Raw genomic sequence first — 18,362 nt, 5'->3', positions numbered from 1 at the left:
GTTATGATAGTATTACAAGGTCAATATCCGTTTTAGACATTTTATTCAACAATTGAGTAAACACCGCCGTTTTCATGATCACCTGGTAAAACTTAAACCTTGGTTTACCAATACAAATGGTGGTGATATCATATTTTTCGGCCGTTTCCCAAATGGCTTTAGCTATTTGGTCGTTTTTTACTTTGAGTACCTCGCCGCCCAACTGTGTAGCCAGTTTCATGTTGTTAATGAGATGGCGCTGTGATGCCAGGTTTATTTTGTCGCTGCTTTCGCGCGAGGTTTGTACATACAGTACATACCATTTGGAACGATAGTATGATGACAGCCTGGCCGTTTTGCGGATAATTATTTTTGCTGATGCATCATTGGTACTGATGCAGGCCAAAAAGAGTTCGGGCCGCAGTTTGATATTTTTGGGTATCTCGATATCAATTTTCCGTTCTACCTGGTGGGCCACCTCGCGCAGGGCCAGTTCACGCAGTTGTAATATCCTTTCGGCCTGGAAAAAATTATTGAGCGCCAGCGGTACTTTCTTTTCATCATATATCTTTCCCTCCTTTAAACGATCAATCAATTCGTCAGCAGTTAAGTCGATATTCACCACTTCATCGGCCATTTGCAACACCTTGTCGGGGATGCGTTCCGTAATGGTTGCCCCGGTAATGCGCTGTACTTCCTCATTCAGGCTTTCCATATGCTGAATGTTTACCGCACTGATCACGTTGATACCCGCGTTCAGGATCTGCATTACATCCTGCCAGCGTTTTTCGTTACTGCTGCCTTCAATATTGGTATGGGCCAGTTCATCAACTATCACCACTTCGGGGCGCAGGCTGATGATGGCTTTCAGATCCATCTCTTCCAGCTCCTTACCTTTATAAAACAACTTTCGGCGGGGTATTACCGGCAAACCTTCCAACTGCGCCACAGTTTCTTTACGACCGTGGGTTTCAACGTAGCCTATTTTAACATCAATGCCATTACGCATCAGGGCCTGGGCCTCCAGCAGCATGCGGTAGGTTTTACCCACACCGGCGCTCATGCCTATGTAAACCTTAAATTTACCCCTCCTCGAACGTTTAATCAGCTCCAGGAAATGCTCAACCGACTGCTCTTTATTTTCTTCGCTCATGAAGCCCTCTCTAAATCTGCCCCAGTAGGGGAGACTTTAAAATTATCGATTTTCTTTATATCCAATTTCCCAATCCCTCCTGAGAAGGAAACTGCACTACCTTTGCTTAAACTTAGCATTTTCATGGCTAATAATTTTTTATAAAACTAATAAAAGGAGATTCCGAAAAATCCCCTTTTATAGTATGAATGTTCGTCAACCAAACTTATAATTAACAATCAAAATCAATTATAAAAAACAATCCATACGTATCATTAAACACGCCCAGATAAGCGAATATATCTTTATTTGTTACTATCAATATAAAGCTCTTTTATTTTATATTCTTTAACACCATTATCATATTCGTCCATATCCCTGTCTGATTTAAATTCGGCCTGAACCAGGTATCTGAATTTATGATTCTTAACAAAAGCTTTTGCAATATTGTCCTGCGTTAAGGGCATTATTTCGCCATCGCCTTTAGTACTAAAGAAATCAGTTTTTACAGGTTTTAAACCTTTACCTTCCTGGCTCAATACGTCACTGCTATATATATAAAAGCCAACAGTATCTATTATTTGGTAACCTTTATTACCCAACAAACGGTAATCATGACTGTTGTTGCGATAGCCATATATTGAATTTTTAGCAAATACCTGCTTTGTACCATCAGTTGTAACTGTAATATTTTTTTGTTGTAAAAAATCATGAATTACGATTTTATTACCTTTACCATTATTAGCGTAGCTTAATTTATGCTGCCGGTAATCGTTAAAAGATAAATACAAGCCATTTGGTTGAATTTGTGCAATTGATGTTTTAACAAACCCCATGATGCCCAGCAACATGATCAGGGTTAATTTAAAATTTTTCATTTTTTTACTATTTATGGTTACTCATATAGCCAATTATTGCAGGATAACCGGTATACTATTGTTTTTATATATGACAGGTTTTAAAAGCGTACAATTAAATCCATAGCCGCAGAGTATTGATCTCTTTTTGTTCCGTTATCGTAAGGAGTGACACCATTGGCATAAGCACGCTCGTACCGTATTTCGGGACGTATGCGTATGTAGTTATTAAAGTGGTGTACAAACCCTATGGTATGATCGGAATAACTTGTTGCAAAACCTGTTCTGTTGCCCTGCGGATCGCTCAGATAACCGTTACGTATAGATATATAATCATGCGTTGACAGTTTGATCTGGAAATAGTTAACTGCACCAACTGCCTGCGCTGCTCCCGGTATAGGACTGCCTGCACCAACATTAGTGTAAAAAGGCTGCGGAGGACCATCAATCACTGTTCCGCCAACTAAGGCATCATGTTGCCACATATAATAAACCTCGGTCATCATGTGCAATGTTTTGTTAAATTTATGTCCCCATGTAGCTACTACCATTTGCAGATCGTCATGGTTGTCTTTGTATTTACCTGCTCCCAGGGCGTTTATACCGCCATAAATAGAATCGTCATTATCGTTTGATACCCATCTGGCCATTAGTAAGCCATTTACACTTGCTGCTTTACTCCATGGGGCAACATCATTACCACCATGTATGCCTACTTCCAGTTGCCAGTGCGAGCCCAGTTTAAAGGTTGCCTGAGCGCCGGTAAATGTATAAGGGTCAACCGTAAACATGAGGGAGTGGGTATACAAATAATTATCAGTAGCCCATTGCGCTTCAATATCAGCCGGAGATATAAATCGCCCTACCTTTACTAATAAGCCATCGGCTACTTTAGGAAAATATAAGAGGCCATAAATTTCGGCCGGGTCAACGCCATATTTATTATTGTGTTTAAGCAACTGATCACTAAAATAGCCCTTGCCTGTAGTGTACCTGTAATCGGTCCCAAATATGGTGGTTGATAAAAATCCATAATCAAAATGATCTGTTTGAACCGTGTTGGGTTGTTTATCAAACTTTAAACCTACCTGATCAAGAAACACCGAATTAGGGATAAGATCATATGAAGTAGGGGCATTTGAATGTTTTGACGAACTAATATCGCCGCCAACATCAACCCACCCATAAATTTTCACTTTACTTTTTGTTATGCCCAAGGCCTTTTGCAAAGGATAATCGGGCGCAGTAGCATCCGCCCCAATTAAAGGAGCACCATCCCAATCCGAAACCGGAAATGGAAGTGAAGAAATTGGGGATGGTAACGAACGTGCCACGGTATCTTTTTTGATTTTTTTAACCTTGATTGTATCCTTTTGTGCGTGTGCATGTAAGGTGATAACCGCCATGGCAACTATCATTAGAACTATTTTTTTCATTACTGTTTATGAATATTTTTTTTGAGATTTATTTTATTTCAAACCCATGGGTATGTACTTACCCCCCTCCGGTTCTTTTAGTTAAAAAAGGAGTCATGGATTAAATTTAATTACTCAATTAATCAATAAGCAGGTTGAATTAAAGGAGCTACGATGATTTCTTATTTTTTCAGCTCTTCTAAAGCTATATTCAGTTTAAGCACATTTACTTTGCTTGGGCCAAACAAGCCAAACAATGGTTTTTCGGTATGCTCATCAACCAGTTTGGTTAATTGATCGGCAGATAAACCACGCACTTTAGCAATACGGGCTACCTGTACCTGCGCACCGGCTGGCGAAATATCAGGATCCAAACCACTGCCCGATGCGGTAACCATTTCGGCAGGGATCTGTGCGCGGGTTACACCGGGGTTATGCTTTAAGAAGTCCTCAATACGTTTTTCAACGTCTTTCAGGTAATCAGGGTTTGACGGACCTTTGTTTGAACCACCTGATCCGGCAGCGTTATAATCAACTGCCGATGGACGGCCCCAGAAGTATTCGTCCTTAGTAAATTTCTGGCCTTCCAGTGCGTAGCCTACTACACGGCCTTTATAAGTTAAAGTTTCGCCATCACCATGGCCTGGAGTTAATTTACCTACACCGGCAATGGCCAGTGGATATATGCCTGCTGTTATCACGATCAAAATGAGCGTTAACTTTAATGAGGGCAACAAATATGTTTTCATGATTTGAGATTTGAGACATGAGATTTGAGATTTGAGACTTCAACTCTATGTTTTTTGGAGAAGCCTTTAGCTCAATACTCATATCTGGTTAAAGATTTGAATTTATATTTGAGATTCTGAATATGAGATATGGAGTTTTTTGTCTCACATCTCATATCTCAAATCTCATATCTGTTTATAAAAATACGCCTACTGCCAGGTCAATCAGTTTAATACCTATAAATGGTATCAGTACACCGCCTAAACCGTATATCAGCAGGTTACGGCGCAACAGCGCGCTTGCACCTATTGGTTTATATTCCACACCTCTTAATGCCAGTGGTATTAACATTGGTATAATGATGGCGTTAAATATTACCGCAGATAATATGGCCGATTCCGGGCTGTGCAGGTCCATGATGTTCAGGGCTTTTAGTGATGGTATAGATACCATGAACAGGGCAGGCACAATGGCAAAATATTTGGCCACGTCATTAGCTATACTAAAAGTGGTTAGCGTACCGCGGGTCATCAATAACTGTTTACCTATCTCCACAATCTCAATCAGCTTGGTTGGGTCGTTATCCAGATCCACCATGTTACCGGCTTCCTTAGCAGCCTGGGTTCCACTGTTCATAGCCACGCCTACGTCGGCTTGTGCCAGGGCCGGAGCATCGTTTGTACCGTCGCCCATCATAGCTACCAGTTTGCCACCTTGCTGCTCTTTTTTAATGTAGTTCATTTTATCCTCGGGCTTGGCCTCGGCAATAAAATCATCCACACCGGCCTTCTCGGCTATAAATTTGGCGGTAAGCGGGTTATCACCAGTTACCATTACGGTTTTAACACCCATTTTACGCAGGCGTTCAAAACGTTCGGCAATACCGGGTTTAATGATATCCTGCAGCTCGATAACCCCCATGATCTGTTCGTTTTGTGATACCACTAATGGGGTACCGCCGTTTGAAGAGATCTTTTTAACATTATCTTCTACCTCGGTTGGGAACGGGTGACCGGCCTTTAGGGCTATGTTACGGATAGAATCAAACGCGCCTTTGCGGATCCGCAAACCTTCTGGAGTATCTAAACCGCTGGAGCGGGTTTCGGCAGTAAATTTGATAAATACTGAATCCTGGGGAGCAGCCACCTTAGGCATGGTTTTGTCCTCATGGGCCAGTTCAACAATTGATTTACCTTCGGGAGTTTCATCAGCCAATGAGCTTAGTACGCAGGCAGCAACAAAGTTTTCACGAGTGATACCTGTGGCCGGATAAAAGTTGGTGGCTTTACGGTTACCTATGGTGATGGTACCTGTTTTATCCAGTAGCAAAGTATCCAGGTCACCGGCAGTTTCTACTGCTTTACCAGATTTGGTGATCACATTGGCACGTAAAGCCCTGTCCATCCCTGCAATACCGATGGCTGATAACAGACCGCCGATAGTGGTAGGGATTAAACATACAAACAGGGAAATAAAAGCAGCTATAGTTATAGGGGTATTTGCATAATCTCCAAATGGTTTCAGGGTAACACACACAATCACGAAGATGAGTGTAAAGCCTGATAACAAAATAGTTAAAGCGATTTCATTGGGTGTTTTCTGACGCGATGCACCTTCAACCAAAGCAATCATTTTATCCAGGAAGCTTTCACCGGGCTGGGTGGTCACCATTACCTTGATCTTGTCTGACAATACTTTGGTACCACCGGTAACAGATGATTTATCACCACCTGATTCGCGGATCACCGGAGCTGATTCTCCCGTAATCGCCGATTCATCAATGGTAGCGATACCTTCAATGATCTCGCCATCGGTAGGGATGTTATCACCTGTTTCGCAGATAAACACATCGCCTTTTTTAAGTTGGGATGACATCACCATTTGCTCCTTGCCGTTAACCAGCAGGCGGGCAGGTGTTTCCTCACGGGTTTTGCGCAGGCTTTCGGCTTGTGCTTTACCACGTGCTTCGGCAATAGCTTCGGCAAAGTTGGCAAACAGTACGGTTAAAAATAAAACGATGAATACGGTAAAGTTGTAGGCAAAACTACCCTGACCCTTATTGGCAAAAGAGTAAATGCTTACGATGAGCATTACCGCCGTGCCGATCTCTACAGTGAACATCACCGGGTTACGGAACAGGATGCGTGGGTTTAGTTTGATGAATGATTGCTTAAAAGCTTCTTTCATCTGATCGCCCTGGAATAATGTATTTTGATTTGAGTTCATAACTTATATTTTTAGGTCAGCCCCACCCAAACCCTCCCCGGAAGGGAGGGCTTTAAAAGTCTCCCCTTCCGGGGAGGGTTTGGGTGGGGGCTGTCTGTTTATTTTAATGAAAAGTGTTCGGCAATTGGACCTAATGCCAGTGCAGGGAAGAATGACAGGGCAGCAATGATCATGATTACCGCGAAGATCATTATCCCAAAGGTTGAGGTATCACTTTTTAATGTACCGGCTGATGCAGGGATGAATTTTTTATTGGCCAGTAAACCGGCAATAGCCAGCGGACCAATAATAGGCAGGAACCTGCCCAGTACCATCACAATACCTGTAGTAACGTTCCAGAAAATGTTACCATCGCCCAAACCTTCAAAGCCCGAACCATTGTTAGCTGCTGATGAAGTGTACTCATACAGCATTTCAGCAAACCCATGGTTACCCGGGTTGTTTAACCAGGCAGATGGTTTAACGGCCCAATCGGCACCCGGCATGTGTACAATTACATAGGATGATATAGCAGCGCCAACCAGGATAATAAAAGGATGAAGCAAAGCAATGATGGATGCGATCTTCATTTCGCGGGCCTCTATCTTGCGCCCAAAAAATTCCGGTGTTCGCCCTACCATCAATCCAGATATAAATACTGCGATGATGATAAAGATGTAGAAGTTGAGGATACCTACCCCGCAACCACCATAAAAGCAGTTCACCATCATACCCATTAGCATCATGGTACCAGACATAGGCATGGCGCTGTCATGCATGGAGTTTACCGAACCTGTAGATATAATGGTGGTCATAACGCTCCAGTATGCTGAGTTAGCCGGGCCAAACCTTACTTCCTTACCTTCCATAGCTCCGGTTGTTTGACTGACACCCATATGGGCTATAGCCGGGTTTCCATTCAATTCGGCATTTATGGTCGGGATCATGAATAGCAGCATCCCTATGGTCATCACTCCGAATATCACATAGGAGAATTTTTTCTTGTTCAAATAAAAACCTAAAGCAAATACCAAGGCTATAGGTATTAAACATTGTGCTACCAATTCGGTAGTGTTAGTTAAATAGTTAGGGTTTTCGATAGGATGGGCAGAGTTGGCTCCAAACCAGCCGCCACCGTTTGTACCTAAGTGTTTGATAGCAACCAGGGCAGCAACAGGTCCGCGGGATACGTGAACGGTATCGCCCTGCATACTAATAAAGGTGTCTTTACCTGCATAGCTGGTGGTCATGCCATTAAAGGCAAATATTACAGCTATTACAAAGGAAATCGGTAATAATATACGGGTGATTGATTTTACAAAGTAATCCCAAAAGTTCCCTAATTTATCAGTTATCTTATCTTTCATGGCCCTGAAAACCACAATCAGCGCGGCAATACCGGTGGCTGCGGATACAAAGTGCAGGAACATGAATACAAAATGCTGTGTAAAATAAGTAGCGCCGCTTTCGCCCGAGTAGTGCTGCAGGTTACAGTTGACCAAAAAGCTGATAGCGGTATTAAAAGCAGTATCTGGCGACTGGCCAGGGTTTGCATCCGGATTTAACGGTAAGTGCCCTTGTGCCATTAAACAAACAAAAGCATATATCAGCCATACACTATTAATAGTAAGCAGGGCGAATAAATGCTGTTTCCAGCTCATTTCTTTTTTGGTATCGATACCACTGAAACGGAAAATGAAACGTTCCAACGGGGCCATAAAATCCAGCCAGTTTTTTTCGCCTTTAAAAACACGGGCGATGTGCCGGCCCAAGGGTATAGCCAGCGCGAGTGTGAGTAGGTAGGTAAATATTACACCTGAAATTTCAGTGTTCATGGTTTAAATAATTAAAATTTTTCGGGTTTAAGCAGCACGTACACCATGTATACAAACACGGCTATGGCCACAATGAATAATGCGATCATGGTGATTAGATTTTTTCGAAGTAATTAACTGATTTAAAAAAGATCCAGAAGATGGCTGCAAAGACCGCCACGTAAATAATAACTTGTAAAACATCCATAGTATTAAATATTTTAAGAGTCCTTTACCAAGCAAATGCCAATAAATACAATATAGTATTAAATAGCTATAAAACAGCCATTTACTTAGTTCATTAAAATTACCGGGAGGTTTATGATCAAAATAAAGCTATCAAAATGATAGGCTTAAATATCAAAGTGGGAGTTGGATTGGACCTCAGCCAACCCTCTCCAAAGACGAGGGCTTTAGAATGTCCTTTTAAAAGTCTCCCCCTTTGGGGGAGATTATTACATGAGGGCTTCGCCGTTTAGAGGGGTGCTCCAAGCCCCAATTATTTTGACATTTCAAGAAGATTTCTTCTGCCCAAATAGCCATATATTGGCACAGATAACAAAAAAATGAGAGACATTCCAGTTCATCAGCTCAGGGAACGGGCCTCCACAGGCCTCGAAATCAGGCGTTTTGTTGCCGGGGATATACCCGACGATGATGCTGATACCCTGGGTGCGCACCGGGATGATCATTATATCTTTTTTGTTATTGAAGAAGGCACAGCATCGCTCATGATCGATTTTCAGGAGTTAAGGTTCGGCGCTTCTTCCTTATATTATATACTGCCAGGACAAGTACACCACCGTATTCGCAATGAGGTAGGTTACGGTTGGTTTATAGCTATCGACGCCCTGTTGATAGCCCCTGATTACCGCAATGTTTTTGAAAGCCAACTGGTGCTGCAACAGCCCTTTGCATTAGATGCCATAAAAATGCGTCAATGTACCGATCTGTTGTGCCTGATGCGGGAAAAATACCAGGAAGATAATCCCGGCCCCTTTTACTTACAGGTGGTACACTCACTGGTGCAATCATTTGTGGGGATAGCAGCCTGTTGTTTCAGTGGGTTTGATAATCTGCAGTTTGCCTTGTCGCGACCGGTTCAATTAGCGCAGGAATTTAAAAAACTGCTGATCAACAATATCAGGCAGGTTAAAAGCCCTTCTGCTTACGCTTCTATGCTTAATGTTTCGGAAACTTATTTGAATGAAGCTTTAAAAAAAGTAACCGGTCTTTCAGTAAGCTATTGGATACAACAGGAGGTGTTGCTTGAAGCTAAACGCTTACTGTACTATAGCGAAATGAACGTAAAAGAAATTGCCCACGCTCTTGGTTACACCGATCACACTTACTTTTCACGACTGTTTAAAAAAGTAGAGGGCACCACTCCTCTTTTATTCCGGACACATTACCGTAAATAATCCAATCATTACCTCAAGATGGTCATTGACTTGGGGGCAAATACGCGGTTTCTTTGTATAACTAAAAGAACTACCCATGGAAACATCCTCTTTTCAAAAAATCAGAAGAAAAGCCGGAAAGCTGTTTGAACACAGATTACAATCTGGCCGGGTGCTTGAAGTGCGGCATTGGGAGCCATCAACTTTGATTGAGATCGACCTGCACCTTCCTTTTGCCGACATAGCACAATGGAACGAAATACCATATATAAAATTCAGGGTCGACGATTTTACCTTCCGCGATTATACCCCATCGGGCTGGGATGCGGAAACCAGTACCTGTACCATTTATGTTGATGCGGCACACAATGGGCCGGGCAGCAGATGGGCTCAGCAACTCCAACAAAACGACATAGTGAGCTATCTTAAAATAGGCTCAACCAACCATAGTCCCGTACCCACCTCGGCAGTTGTTGCCCTTGGCGACGAGAGCAGCATGGGCCACTTGCTGGCCCTGCAAAAAATGGTATTGCCCCACACCCGTTTTTCGGGTGGCCTGGTGATTGGCAACGAGCATCACCGCAGGCTTTTTCATGAATACTTTTGGTCGCCCTTGCAACCAGTGGCACGCAAAGATATTTTTGGCCATCACAGCCTTATTGAGTGGGTACTTGAACAGCAATACAGTCTCGAAAACACAGTATTTTACCTGGCCGGTAATAACACCATGGTAGCGCAACTGCGTAAACTGCTCAAAAACCAGGGTTATCCGTCGGGGCAAATTAAAGTGCAGGGTTTTTGGTCGTAGCTTGTTTTACCTTATGATAGGTAATATAAGAAACAGCCAGGAACACCAGGAAAATAACCGGCATTACGCGATAATTCACAGGATCGCCGGATGCGCTGTGGGCTATAAAAGCCGAGATAAAAGTAAACGTAAAACCCGCGTAAACCCACTCCTTGATCAATGACTTTAGGGGGATCAACAACAAAGCCGCACCGGCCAATTTAGCCAGGGCCAGTTCCACCCTGAAATAGCCCGGGTAGCCAAGATGATTAAAAGCCTGTAACATGGCTGCCTGTGTTAAGTAGGCATAGGCCGAGTAGGTCATCATTAAGGCTACTATGGTTGTGGTTGCCCAGTAAGTAATTTTAATTGCTTTCATTTTCTTTTTTCAGCAAACTTAGCTACCTTTACTATTAAAAAGATACTACTATACCAAAGGATAGTGGTATCTTTTTAGATAGCGCTTATTATTTATGGAAGGTCAATTTAAAAAAAGAGATCATGGTTCAGAAGCCTGTAAGGCTGCCGGAGGCGCGGTTAGGGATGCCCTTTATGTACTCAACGGAAAATGGAAATTGCCGCTTATCGCCACCCTCTCTGACGGGCCCCTGCGTTTTAATGATATTCAAAGAGCGTTGGGTGACATTACCCCCAAGATATTATCAAAAGAGTTAAAAGAACTGGAGTTGAACGAGTTTGTGAAGCGGAATGTTTTTTCAACCACGCCGGTTACCGTCACTTATGAACTTACCTCCTATAGTCAGACATTAGAACCGGTATTAGAAGAATTGAAAAAATGGGGAACGCAACACCGTGAGCGAATAATTGCTAATCGTCGCCAATCTGCAGATGTAGAATTAACAACTCAGGAATAATAAATTATGGCCGGCCTATCTCACTTGTAAAACCCGGTTTATATACACGCCAATGGAATCATTGATCAGTACCATTAAACAACTGATATCCTTCTCTGCCGAAGAAGAAACTATTATTAAAAACCTGTTTACCGAGTTAAACCTCAAACCCGGCGAATACCTGCTTAGGGATGGACAAGTGTGTAAGCATGTGGCTTTTATTAATAAAGGTCTCGTTCGGTATTTTATTAATAACGATGGCGACGAACGAACCATGTTTTTTAACAAGGAAGGCGAGTTTGTTTGTAATTACATCAGCTTTTTACCGCAGGTACCATCCGACAAAAATATCCAGGCACTGGAAGCAACACGGCTATATGTGATCAGCTATGAAAAGCTACAGCGTTTTTACAGGGAGGTGGCCGAAGGCGAGAAATTTGGCAGGGTGGCTATTGAACAGGTCTTTTTATCGGCCATACAACAGTTAGATTCCTTGTATACCGATCCTCCCGAGGTGCGGTATCAGCAGTTCCTGAATCATTACCCCGATCTTACTCAAAGGATTCCGCAATACCATATTGCTTCCTATGTGGGTATCAAACCACAGTCATTATCACGCATCCGTAAACGAATTTTCAGTTAATCATTTGTGGACCAAACTTATCTGCATTACTTAACGATTAACACTTAATTAAATATGTACTTTCATATAAAGTTATGAAAGTACATATCATATAGCTACATATCAGAATTATCAGTTAAATTAAACTTCTTAATCGATTAAGTTTAAATCTTTATGGCAACTTTTGTAACAAATAGTTTACCTTTAGCCGCCGATTAAGATTTAATAATAACAAAACACCTAAAGATTAACCATTTTATAATACAAAAATTTGGAAATGAATTTAATGTACGTATGTTTGTACATATAATATAACCAATTTCACACTGCGTATTTTGTCTGTTCAAAATACCTTTAATCATATTACATCCTTTAACTATCCCTGCATGAAGATACGTTTACTAGGTGTGCTTATATTCCTGTGTCTATTTTATCTGAGCGCAAACGCGCAGGTAAAAGATAAGTCTGCTTTGGCCGGTTCTATACTGGCAGATAGCCGTTTGGATACCATACAGGCACGGGGCTTAAAATTGCTTTCCGGTTTCTCCGCAGGCACTTCCTATAACGAAGTATGGATCAGGGATTTTAACACTTTTATCAAAGGATCCTTAAAAGTACACCCCAAAGAAAAGGTAAAAGAAATGCTCCTGATGTTTTTTAAAATTCAGGGCGATGACGGCAATATTGTTGACGGTGTGGTTGATAGTGCCAGAGCGGGTGTAGGTTACCAATACCGCTACTCCAAGTTATTACCAGGTTGGGCGGCCCATAAAAACACCGTCGAAACCGACCAGGAATCATCCCTTATTCAGGCTGTAAAAAAATACATAGATGTAACCGGCGACAGGTCAATACTTTTTGAAGTAATAGGTGCTAAAACGGTTCTGCAAAGAATAGAGGATGCCTTTGCTTATATCCAAAAAGACAGATGGTCGGCCAAATACGGTTTGGTAACAGGTGCCACCACCATTGACTGGGGCGATGTACAACCCGAAACCGGCTGGGGTGTAGCCATCAATGATAAAACCAAATGGGCCATTGATATTTATGATAATGCCATGTATGTAATTGCCATCCATGACTTTATGGCCATGAAGCCGCAGGATTATCAAACCAAACAAAACTGGACAACCATAGCCAATACCATCAAAACAAATGTTCGTAAACACCTGTGGATGACTTCGGCTCAGAAATACCGCCCGCATATTTATATGAACGGCAGCCCATTCTCCAAAGATTTTAATGAAGACGAAATCCTGTATAGCGGTGGATCTATCTGCGCCATACTGGCCGGGTTTAATACTCCCGCCGAGGTTAAAGAAATAAACAAACAGTTACTGGCCGCTGCAGCCAAAGATAAGTATGCCACTATTGGTAAAACGGTTTATCCAGCCTACCCGGCAGCACAGTTCCCCAATATGCACCCTTACATTTATCAAAACGCCGGCGACTGGACCTGGTTTGGCGGACGCATGATAGCTGCCCTGATTGCAAACGGTCAGGCAAAAGAAGCATATCAAGAATTAATACCAATGGTTGACAGGGCCATTGCGCACAAAGGCTTTTATGAATGGTACGATGTACAAACCGGCGCCCCAAAAGGCTCTGGCGATTTCAGGGGCGAAGCCGGTGTTTTGTTTGATGCCATCACAGTTTTAAAACAATGGGCTATTAAAAATAAATAAACTATTGATTAGCGTACAACTTTAGAAACCACTTAGTAATAAATTTTCATGAAAAAAAATAATACCGTTAAGGTAGCGTGGATTGCTTTGCCCTTTTTTAAGGGTACCCCTCCCGCGTATCACCAGCCCCCTTAGTCATCAGCCGTCTTTTAATATCCGATGGGATATTCCCCTAAAGAATCCATTCTTAAATTATTAATTAACGTTATGAAGAAAAGCCTTATTTACTCGATCCTGTTCACCCTGCTTTCCCTGCAGGCCATGGCACAGATAAAAATTAGCGGAAAGGTTACCAGTGCGCAAGACAACTCGCCTTTACCTGCTGTAAGCATAAAAATAAAGGGAACATCAAGTGGTACCGTGACCGATGCAAACGGAAACTACAACATCTCCTTACCAAATGCTAATGCCGTTTTAATATTCTCCTATACTGGTTTTGCAACCCAGGAAGTAGGCGCCGATGGCAGAAGTACTATTAATGTTCAATTAAAAGAAACCGCCAGCAACCTGAATGAGGTAGTGGTTATTGGTTATGGTACAGCAAAAAAATCTGACCTTACCGGTGCTGTAACTACTATCAAAGCCGAGCAGTTGCTTGACAAACCCGTACCTAACTTAACCCAGGCTTTACAGGGTAAAGTTGCCGGTGTTGATGTAAGCGTTAACAGCAACGCACCAGGCGCGGGCGCAAAAGTGCGCATCAGAGGTATCGGTTCCATCAACTCCAATATCGATCCGGTTTATGTGGTAGACGGTGTTGTAGGTGTTGACCCCAACTCTATTAACCCTAATGATATCGCTTCTATCGAAGTTTTAAAAGATGCATCATCAACAGCCATTTATGGTGTGCGTGGTGCTAATGGTATTATCATGGTAACCACCAAACGTGGTAAAAAAGGCCCTGCAACCATTAGCTACGATGCTAACACAAACATCAGCGAACTTTATCGTCATGTACCCACACTTAATTCTAAAGAATTTATAGACATTTACAACCAATCATTTGCCAATGGGGCAAAATTTGATCCTACCGGCGCGGTACAAACACCAGCAAAAGCGCTTAACTATCAAAATTTCCCATTACTGTTTAATCCGGATAACACCCCTAAATATGATACCAACTGGGAAAAAGAAACTTACAAACCTTCTTTTTCACAAAGCCACCAATTAAACATTCAGGGTGGTAGCGAAAAATCAGTTTACAGCTTATCATTAGGGTACCTTAATCAACATGGTTTAACTCCTACGTCGGCCTTTAAACGCTATTCCATTAAAATGACTATGGATAACGATGTTAAAGACTGGTTAAAAATAGGTGGTAGTATTAACCTGATCAGCAGCCGCCAGCGTTTGGTAACTGATGGCAACGGTAGTTTGAACGTACCCCGCGCGGTTACCGAAGAAGTACCTCTGGTACCTATCAAATATCCTAACGGAGTTTATGCCGGTAACTTTGATATAGCCGGTCTTGAAGGTGCGCCAAACCCTATCCAAATTGCTAATGAGCGTTATACGCTTAATAATAACATGCAAATGTTGGGTAACGTATACTTCCAGTTCAAGATATCAAAAGAGCTTGATTTTAAAACTGATTTTGGTTATAACCTGAGCTCACAAAAAAACAATTTCTACTCGTCATTAGCCCTGCAGCATTTATCTGCCGACCAGGGTGGTGTAGCAAATATCAACGCTTATCAAAACTATTTCTGGCAAACAGAAAACTACCTTACCTGGAACAAAAAGATCAATGACCACCAAAGGTTTACAGCTTTAGCGGGTATATCTTTTAACAGAAACGGGTACGAAAGGGTAAGATCAGAAACACAAAACTTTATTGATGATTTTTTCCAATATCATTATCAGCAAGCCGGTTCTGTAAAAAGCGCCAATGAATCACAGGATGAGAGTAATTCATTAAACTCCTACTACGGCCGTATCAGCTACAACATTGATGAAAAATACCTGTTCACCGCAACAGGCCGTTATGACGGTTCATCCAGGTTCAGCGAAAAAAATAAATTCTCTTTCTTCCCTTCAGTTGGTGCGGCATGGCGCGTATCTCAGGAAGATTTCCTGAAAAACAGCAAATCTGTATCTAACTTAAAGGTGAGGGCCAGTTACGGTATAACCGGTAACCAGGAAATTGGTAACTATCGTTCACTTGCACAATACGGAACAGGTCAAACTGTTTTGAACGGCGCTGCGCAGATATCTTTATTGCCTGCCTATTTGGGTAACCCCGATTTGAAATGGGAAAGAACCAAAATGCTGGATGGTGGTGTTGAACTGGGATTATTTGGCGACAGGGTAAACCTGAATGCTGATTTCTACATCAAAAACACCAGCGACCTGTTGTTGCAAACACCTATTCCATGGTCTGCAGGTTTTACCACGGCAAACGTTTACAAAAACGTTGGTTCGGTTAGAAACACCGGTATTGAGCTTGCTCTGAGCACTGTGAACGTTAGAACCTCTGATTTTGAATGGACAACCAATTTCATATTTGCATCCAACAAAAACAAAGTAACCAAATTGAATGATGGTGGTGCCGATATATTCCCTGGCCCCAACTTCCTGGGTCAAAACTATGTGATCCGTGTTGGTCAGCCATTGGGTTCTTTCTACGGTATGACCCGTGTGGGTACTTACAGTGATTCGCCTGCTGATATTGCCGAAGCCGCCAAACATGGTTTAAAAGCCGGCGACAGAAAATATCTCTATAATGCCGATGGCAGCAACCAATACAGCATCATTGGTCGCGCTTATCCAAAATGGACAGGTACTTTCAGCAGTAGTTTCAAATACAAACATTGGGATTTCTCCTTCGATATCCGCTTTGTTGAAGGTGTAAATACTGCCGCTAACTTCAAACACTCGTCTGAAGACAGGCAAACCATATCAAACAGCTTAAAAACTGTATTAAACGGATGGACCCCAAACAACCAAAACACCTCTATATCACAAGTGCGTAACTACAAATATGCACAGGATTCGCACTTTGATACCTGGTGGGTAGAAGATGGTTCATTTATTCGCGGCCAAAACTTCATATTGGGTTATACCTTCCCAACTGCTATGCTGCAACGCGTACACATGAGCCGTTTACGTATCTATGCAAGCGTTCAAAACCTGTTCGTGATCACCAAATACACCGGTTACGACCCTGAGGTTGATACGTTTAACAGCAGCTATGGTTCAAATCCTGCATTTTCACAAAATATAGATTTCTTCGCTAACCCACGTCCACGTATCTGGAACCTTGGCTTACAGGTAGGATTCTAAAAATTGGCGATATGATCAAAACAGATAGAATAATAGCTTGAAGGATATAATAGAAACCATCTAATAAATCGCATTAAAATGAAAACATTAAAAAATATATTAATCGTATCGTGCATGTTGCTTTCATGCTCATGCAAAAAGTTCCTGGAAGAAAAGCCTACCTCTTTTTTAGGCCCCAATTCTGATCTTTCAAGCTCTAAAGTAGCCCGGGCCTTTGCTAACGCGGGTTATCAAAACCTTGGTGGTTTACTTGCTGGCCAATCTGGCTCATACGGTGGTAATACCTGGAACCTGATGGAGTTTATGACAGGCAAAGCCAATAGTGATCTGGGGCAAACCGGGTTTGTAAATTTTCAAACACTTACTTATAGCAACACTTCCTTTTATTTTGACACCTGGTGGCAACAAATGTACCTGGGTATTGGAGCAACTAACCTGGCCATACAAAGGATACCAACCATTAATGCCTCCGATTTAAGTGATGCATCTAAAACCAATATGTTAGCCGAAGCTCATACGCTGCGGGCCTTATATTATTTTTTCCTGGTACGTATGTATGGCGCTGTGCCTAAAATAACTGAACCGGCCAAGGATCTGAACTTACAGGTTGCACGTGTACCGGCAAAGCAAATTTATGATGAGATCATTATCCCCGATTTGCTTTTAGCAGAAAAATCAACACTACCCTGGAAAGATGTTACCGGTAAAGTATCTATGGCTGCGGTAAAGTCATTATTGGCCGATGTTTATTTAACCTATGCAGGTGCTGCCATTAATGGAGGGGCCGCCAACTATGCCGAATCGGCAAAACGCTCATTAGATGTAATTCAGAATGGTGGATATACCCTGTTCCCGAATTATACTGATATGATACTTCCGGCTAACAAAAATAATGGTGAGTTTATTTTCCAGATACAGTACGCGGCCTCGGTTCCTACAACCAACCCACTTACCCCACTTACCATTCCTAACTTTTCAGGCATATCTTCCTATTCTGATGAATATGGATCGGTTTGGCCTACAGATCAGTTCATTGCTTCATTCCCGGCAGGTGATAAACGTGTAGCAGAAAAACAATTCTTTTACACCAGTTATCCTGCCATTAAAGCACCGAACGCGCCAGTTGTGTTTAAAAATCATTACATTTATAAATGGTTTGATGTAAACGCGGTTACCAGTACAACCAAGTCAGACTTGAACTATACCATTTATCGTTTGGCCGATGTGATGCTCATGTATGCCGAAGCTTCAAACCGTGCCGAAGGGGCGCCAAATGGCAATGCCATTCAGTATGTAAATCAGATCCGTGCAAGGGCTACGCTGGCTCCGATTGGCGCTTTAAGCCAAACCTCATTTGAGCAGGAAGTATGGCTGCAACGTTATTTTGAGCTTTGCTTTGAAAACAAAATGTGGTTTGATATGGTGCGCACCCGCAAAATACATAACGATGTTACTGGTAACTGGGATAATTTTGTAGGTCATAAAACAGTATTCAATGCAACTTATTCCGAAAAACAACTATTGTTCCCTTTACCAAAACAGGAAACAGATGTTAATCCCAAATTATTGCCTAATAACCCAGGCTTTTAATTAGTATTATA

At 42.1% G+C, this 18,362-nt stretch carries 15 protein-coding genes; 7 read left to right on the top strand and 8 right to left on the bottom strand.

Annotated features, from left to right (window positions below):
• Position 1: 1 nt before the first annotated feature.
• The 7 genes from BW976_RS23820 to kdpF all read right to left on the bottom strand — a co-directional run bounded on the left by BW976_RS23820 (position 2) and on the right by kdpF (position 8,241).
• Positions 2-1,132 carry a histidine kinase gene (locus BW976_RS23820; RefSeq protein WP_076377245.1) on the bottom strand — a complete coding sequence of 377 codons (1,131 nt, stop codon included), beginning with the start codon at positions 1,130-1,132 and terminating at the stop codon, positions 2-4.
• A 284-nt stretch (positions 1,133-1,416) separates the two neighbouring features.
• Positions 1,417-1,989, bottom strand: a complete 573-nt coding sequence (locus tag BW976_RS23815; protein WP_076377243.1) for a hypothetical protein — start codon at positions 1,987-1,989, stop codon at positions 1,417-1,419.
• A gap of 80 nt (positions 1,990-2,069) precedes the next feature.
• Positions 2,070-3,404, bottom strand: a complete 1,335-nt coding sequence (locus tag BW976_RS23810) for an outer membrane beta-barrel protein (RefSeq protein ID WP_076377241.1) — start codon at positions 3,402-3,404, stop codon at positions 2,070-2,072.
• A gap of 161 nt (positions 3,405-3,565) precedes the next feature.
• On the bottom strand, positions 3,566-4,132 hold the full coding sequence (locus tag BW976_RS23805; RefSeq protein ID WP_076377239.1) for a K(+)-transporting ATPase subunit C: 567 nt from the start codon (positions 4,130-4,132) through the stop codon (positions 3,566-3,568).
• Between the two features lie 175 nt (positions 4,133-4,307).
• Entirely contained in the window at positions 4,308-6,338 is a 2,031-nt protein-coding gene (gene kdpB / locus BW976_RS23800; protein WP_076377237.1) for a potassium-transporting ATPase subunit KdpB, read from the bottom strand.
• A gap of 98 nt (positions 6,339-6,436) precedes the next feature.
• The gene (kdpA, locus tag BW976_RS23795) at positions 6,437-8,152 is read right to left on the bottom strand and encodes a potassium-transporting ATPase subunit KdpA (RefSeq protein WP_076377235.1); all 1,716 of its coding nucleotides are present in this window, start codon (positions 8,150-8,152) and stop codon (positions 6,437-6,439) included.
• A gap of 11 nt (positions 8,153-8,163) precedes the next feature.
• A complete protein-coding gene (gene kdpF, locus BW976_RS30105; protein WP_076377293.1) occupies positions 8,164-8,241 on the bottom strand; it encodes a K(+)-transporting ATPase subunit F in 78 nt (25 codons plus the stop codon).
• A gap of 456 nt (positions 8,242-8,697) precedes the next feature.
• On the opposite strand from kdpF, the gene BW976_RS23785 reads away from it, so the two are divergent.
• On the top strand, positions 8,698-9,552 hold the full coding sequence (locus BW976_RS23785) for a helix-turn-helix domain-containing protein (RefSeq protein WP_076377233.1): 855 nt from the start codon (positions 8,698-8,700) through the stop codon (positions 9,550-9,552).
• Between the two features lie 76 nt (positions 9,553-9,628).
• A complete protein-coding gene (locus BW976_RS23780; RefSeq protein ID WP_076377231.1) occupies positions 9,629-10,339 on the top strand; it encodes an SIP domain-containing protein in 711 nt (236 codons plus the stop codon).
• Here the strand turns inward: BW976_RS23780 and BW976_RS23775 are convergent.
• The gene (locus tag BW976_RS23775) at positions 10,314-10,697 is read right to left on the bottom strand and encodes a DoxX family protein (protein ID WP_076377229.1); all 384 of its coding nucleotides are present in this window, start codon (positions 10,695-10,697) and stop codon (positions 10,314-10,316) included. The genes BW976_RS23780 and BW976_RS23775 overlap by 26 nt on opposite strands.
• Positions 10,698-10,791: 94 nt before the next feature.
• Between BW976_RS23775 and BW976_RS23770 the strand changes: the two genes are divergently transcribed.
• The 5 genes from BW976_RS23770 to BW976_RS23750 all read left to right on the top strand — a co-directional run bounded on the left by BW976_RS23770 (position 10,792) and on the right by BW976_RS23750 (position 18,351).
• The gene (locus tag BW976_RS23770; RefSeq protein WP_076377227.1) at positions 10,792-11,193 is read left to right on the top strand and encodes a winged helix-turn-helix transcriptional regulator; all 402 of its coding nucleotides are present in this window, start codon (positions 10,792-10,794) and stop codon (positions 11,191-11,193) included.
• Between the two features lie 52 nt (positions 11,194-11,245).
• Positions 11,246-11,815 carry a Crp/Fnr family transcriptional regulator gene (locus BW976_RS23765; protein WP_076377225.1) on the top strand — a complete coding sequence of 190 codons (570 nt, stop codon included), beginning with the start codon at positions 11,246-11,248 and terminating at the stop codon, positions 11,813-11,815.
• A gap of 365 nt (positions 11,816-12,180) precedes the next feature.
• A complete protein-coding gene (locus tag BW976_RS23760; RefSeq protein WP_076377223.1) occupies positions 12,181-13,479 on the top strand; it encodes a glucosidase family protein in 1,299 nt (432 codons plus the stop codon).
• A 207-nt stretch (positions 13,480-13,686) separates the two neighbouring features.
• Complete coding sequence (locus tag BW976_RS23755) at positions 13,687-16,761, top strand: SusC/RagA family TonB-linked outer membrane protein (RefSeq protein WP_076377291.1); 3,075 nt, start codon at positions 13,687-13,689, stop codon at positions 16,759-16,761.
• 78 nt (positions 16,762-16,839) lie between these two features.
• The gene (locus BW976_RS23750) at positions 16,840-18,351 is read left to right on the top strand and encodes a RagB/SusD family nutrient uptake outer membrane protein (RefSeq protein WP_076377221.1); all 1,512 of its coding nucleotides are present in this window, start codon (positions 16,840-16,842) and stop codon (positions 18,349-18,351) included.
• The last annotated feature ends 11 nt before the right edge of the window (positions 18,352-18,362 follow it).

The organism is Mucilaginibacter lappiensis (assembly GCF_900155965.1).
GTDB classification, from domain to species: Bacteria; Bacteroidota; Bacteroidia; order Sphingobacteriales; family Sphingobacteriaceae; genus Mucilaginibacter; species Mucilaginibacter lappiensis.
The sequence above is the reverse complement of the archived record's forward strand: the minus strand, read 5'-3'. Positions and strand labels throughout refer to the sequence as shown.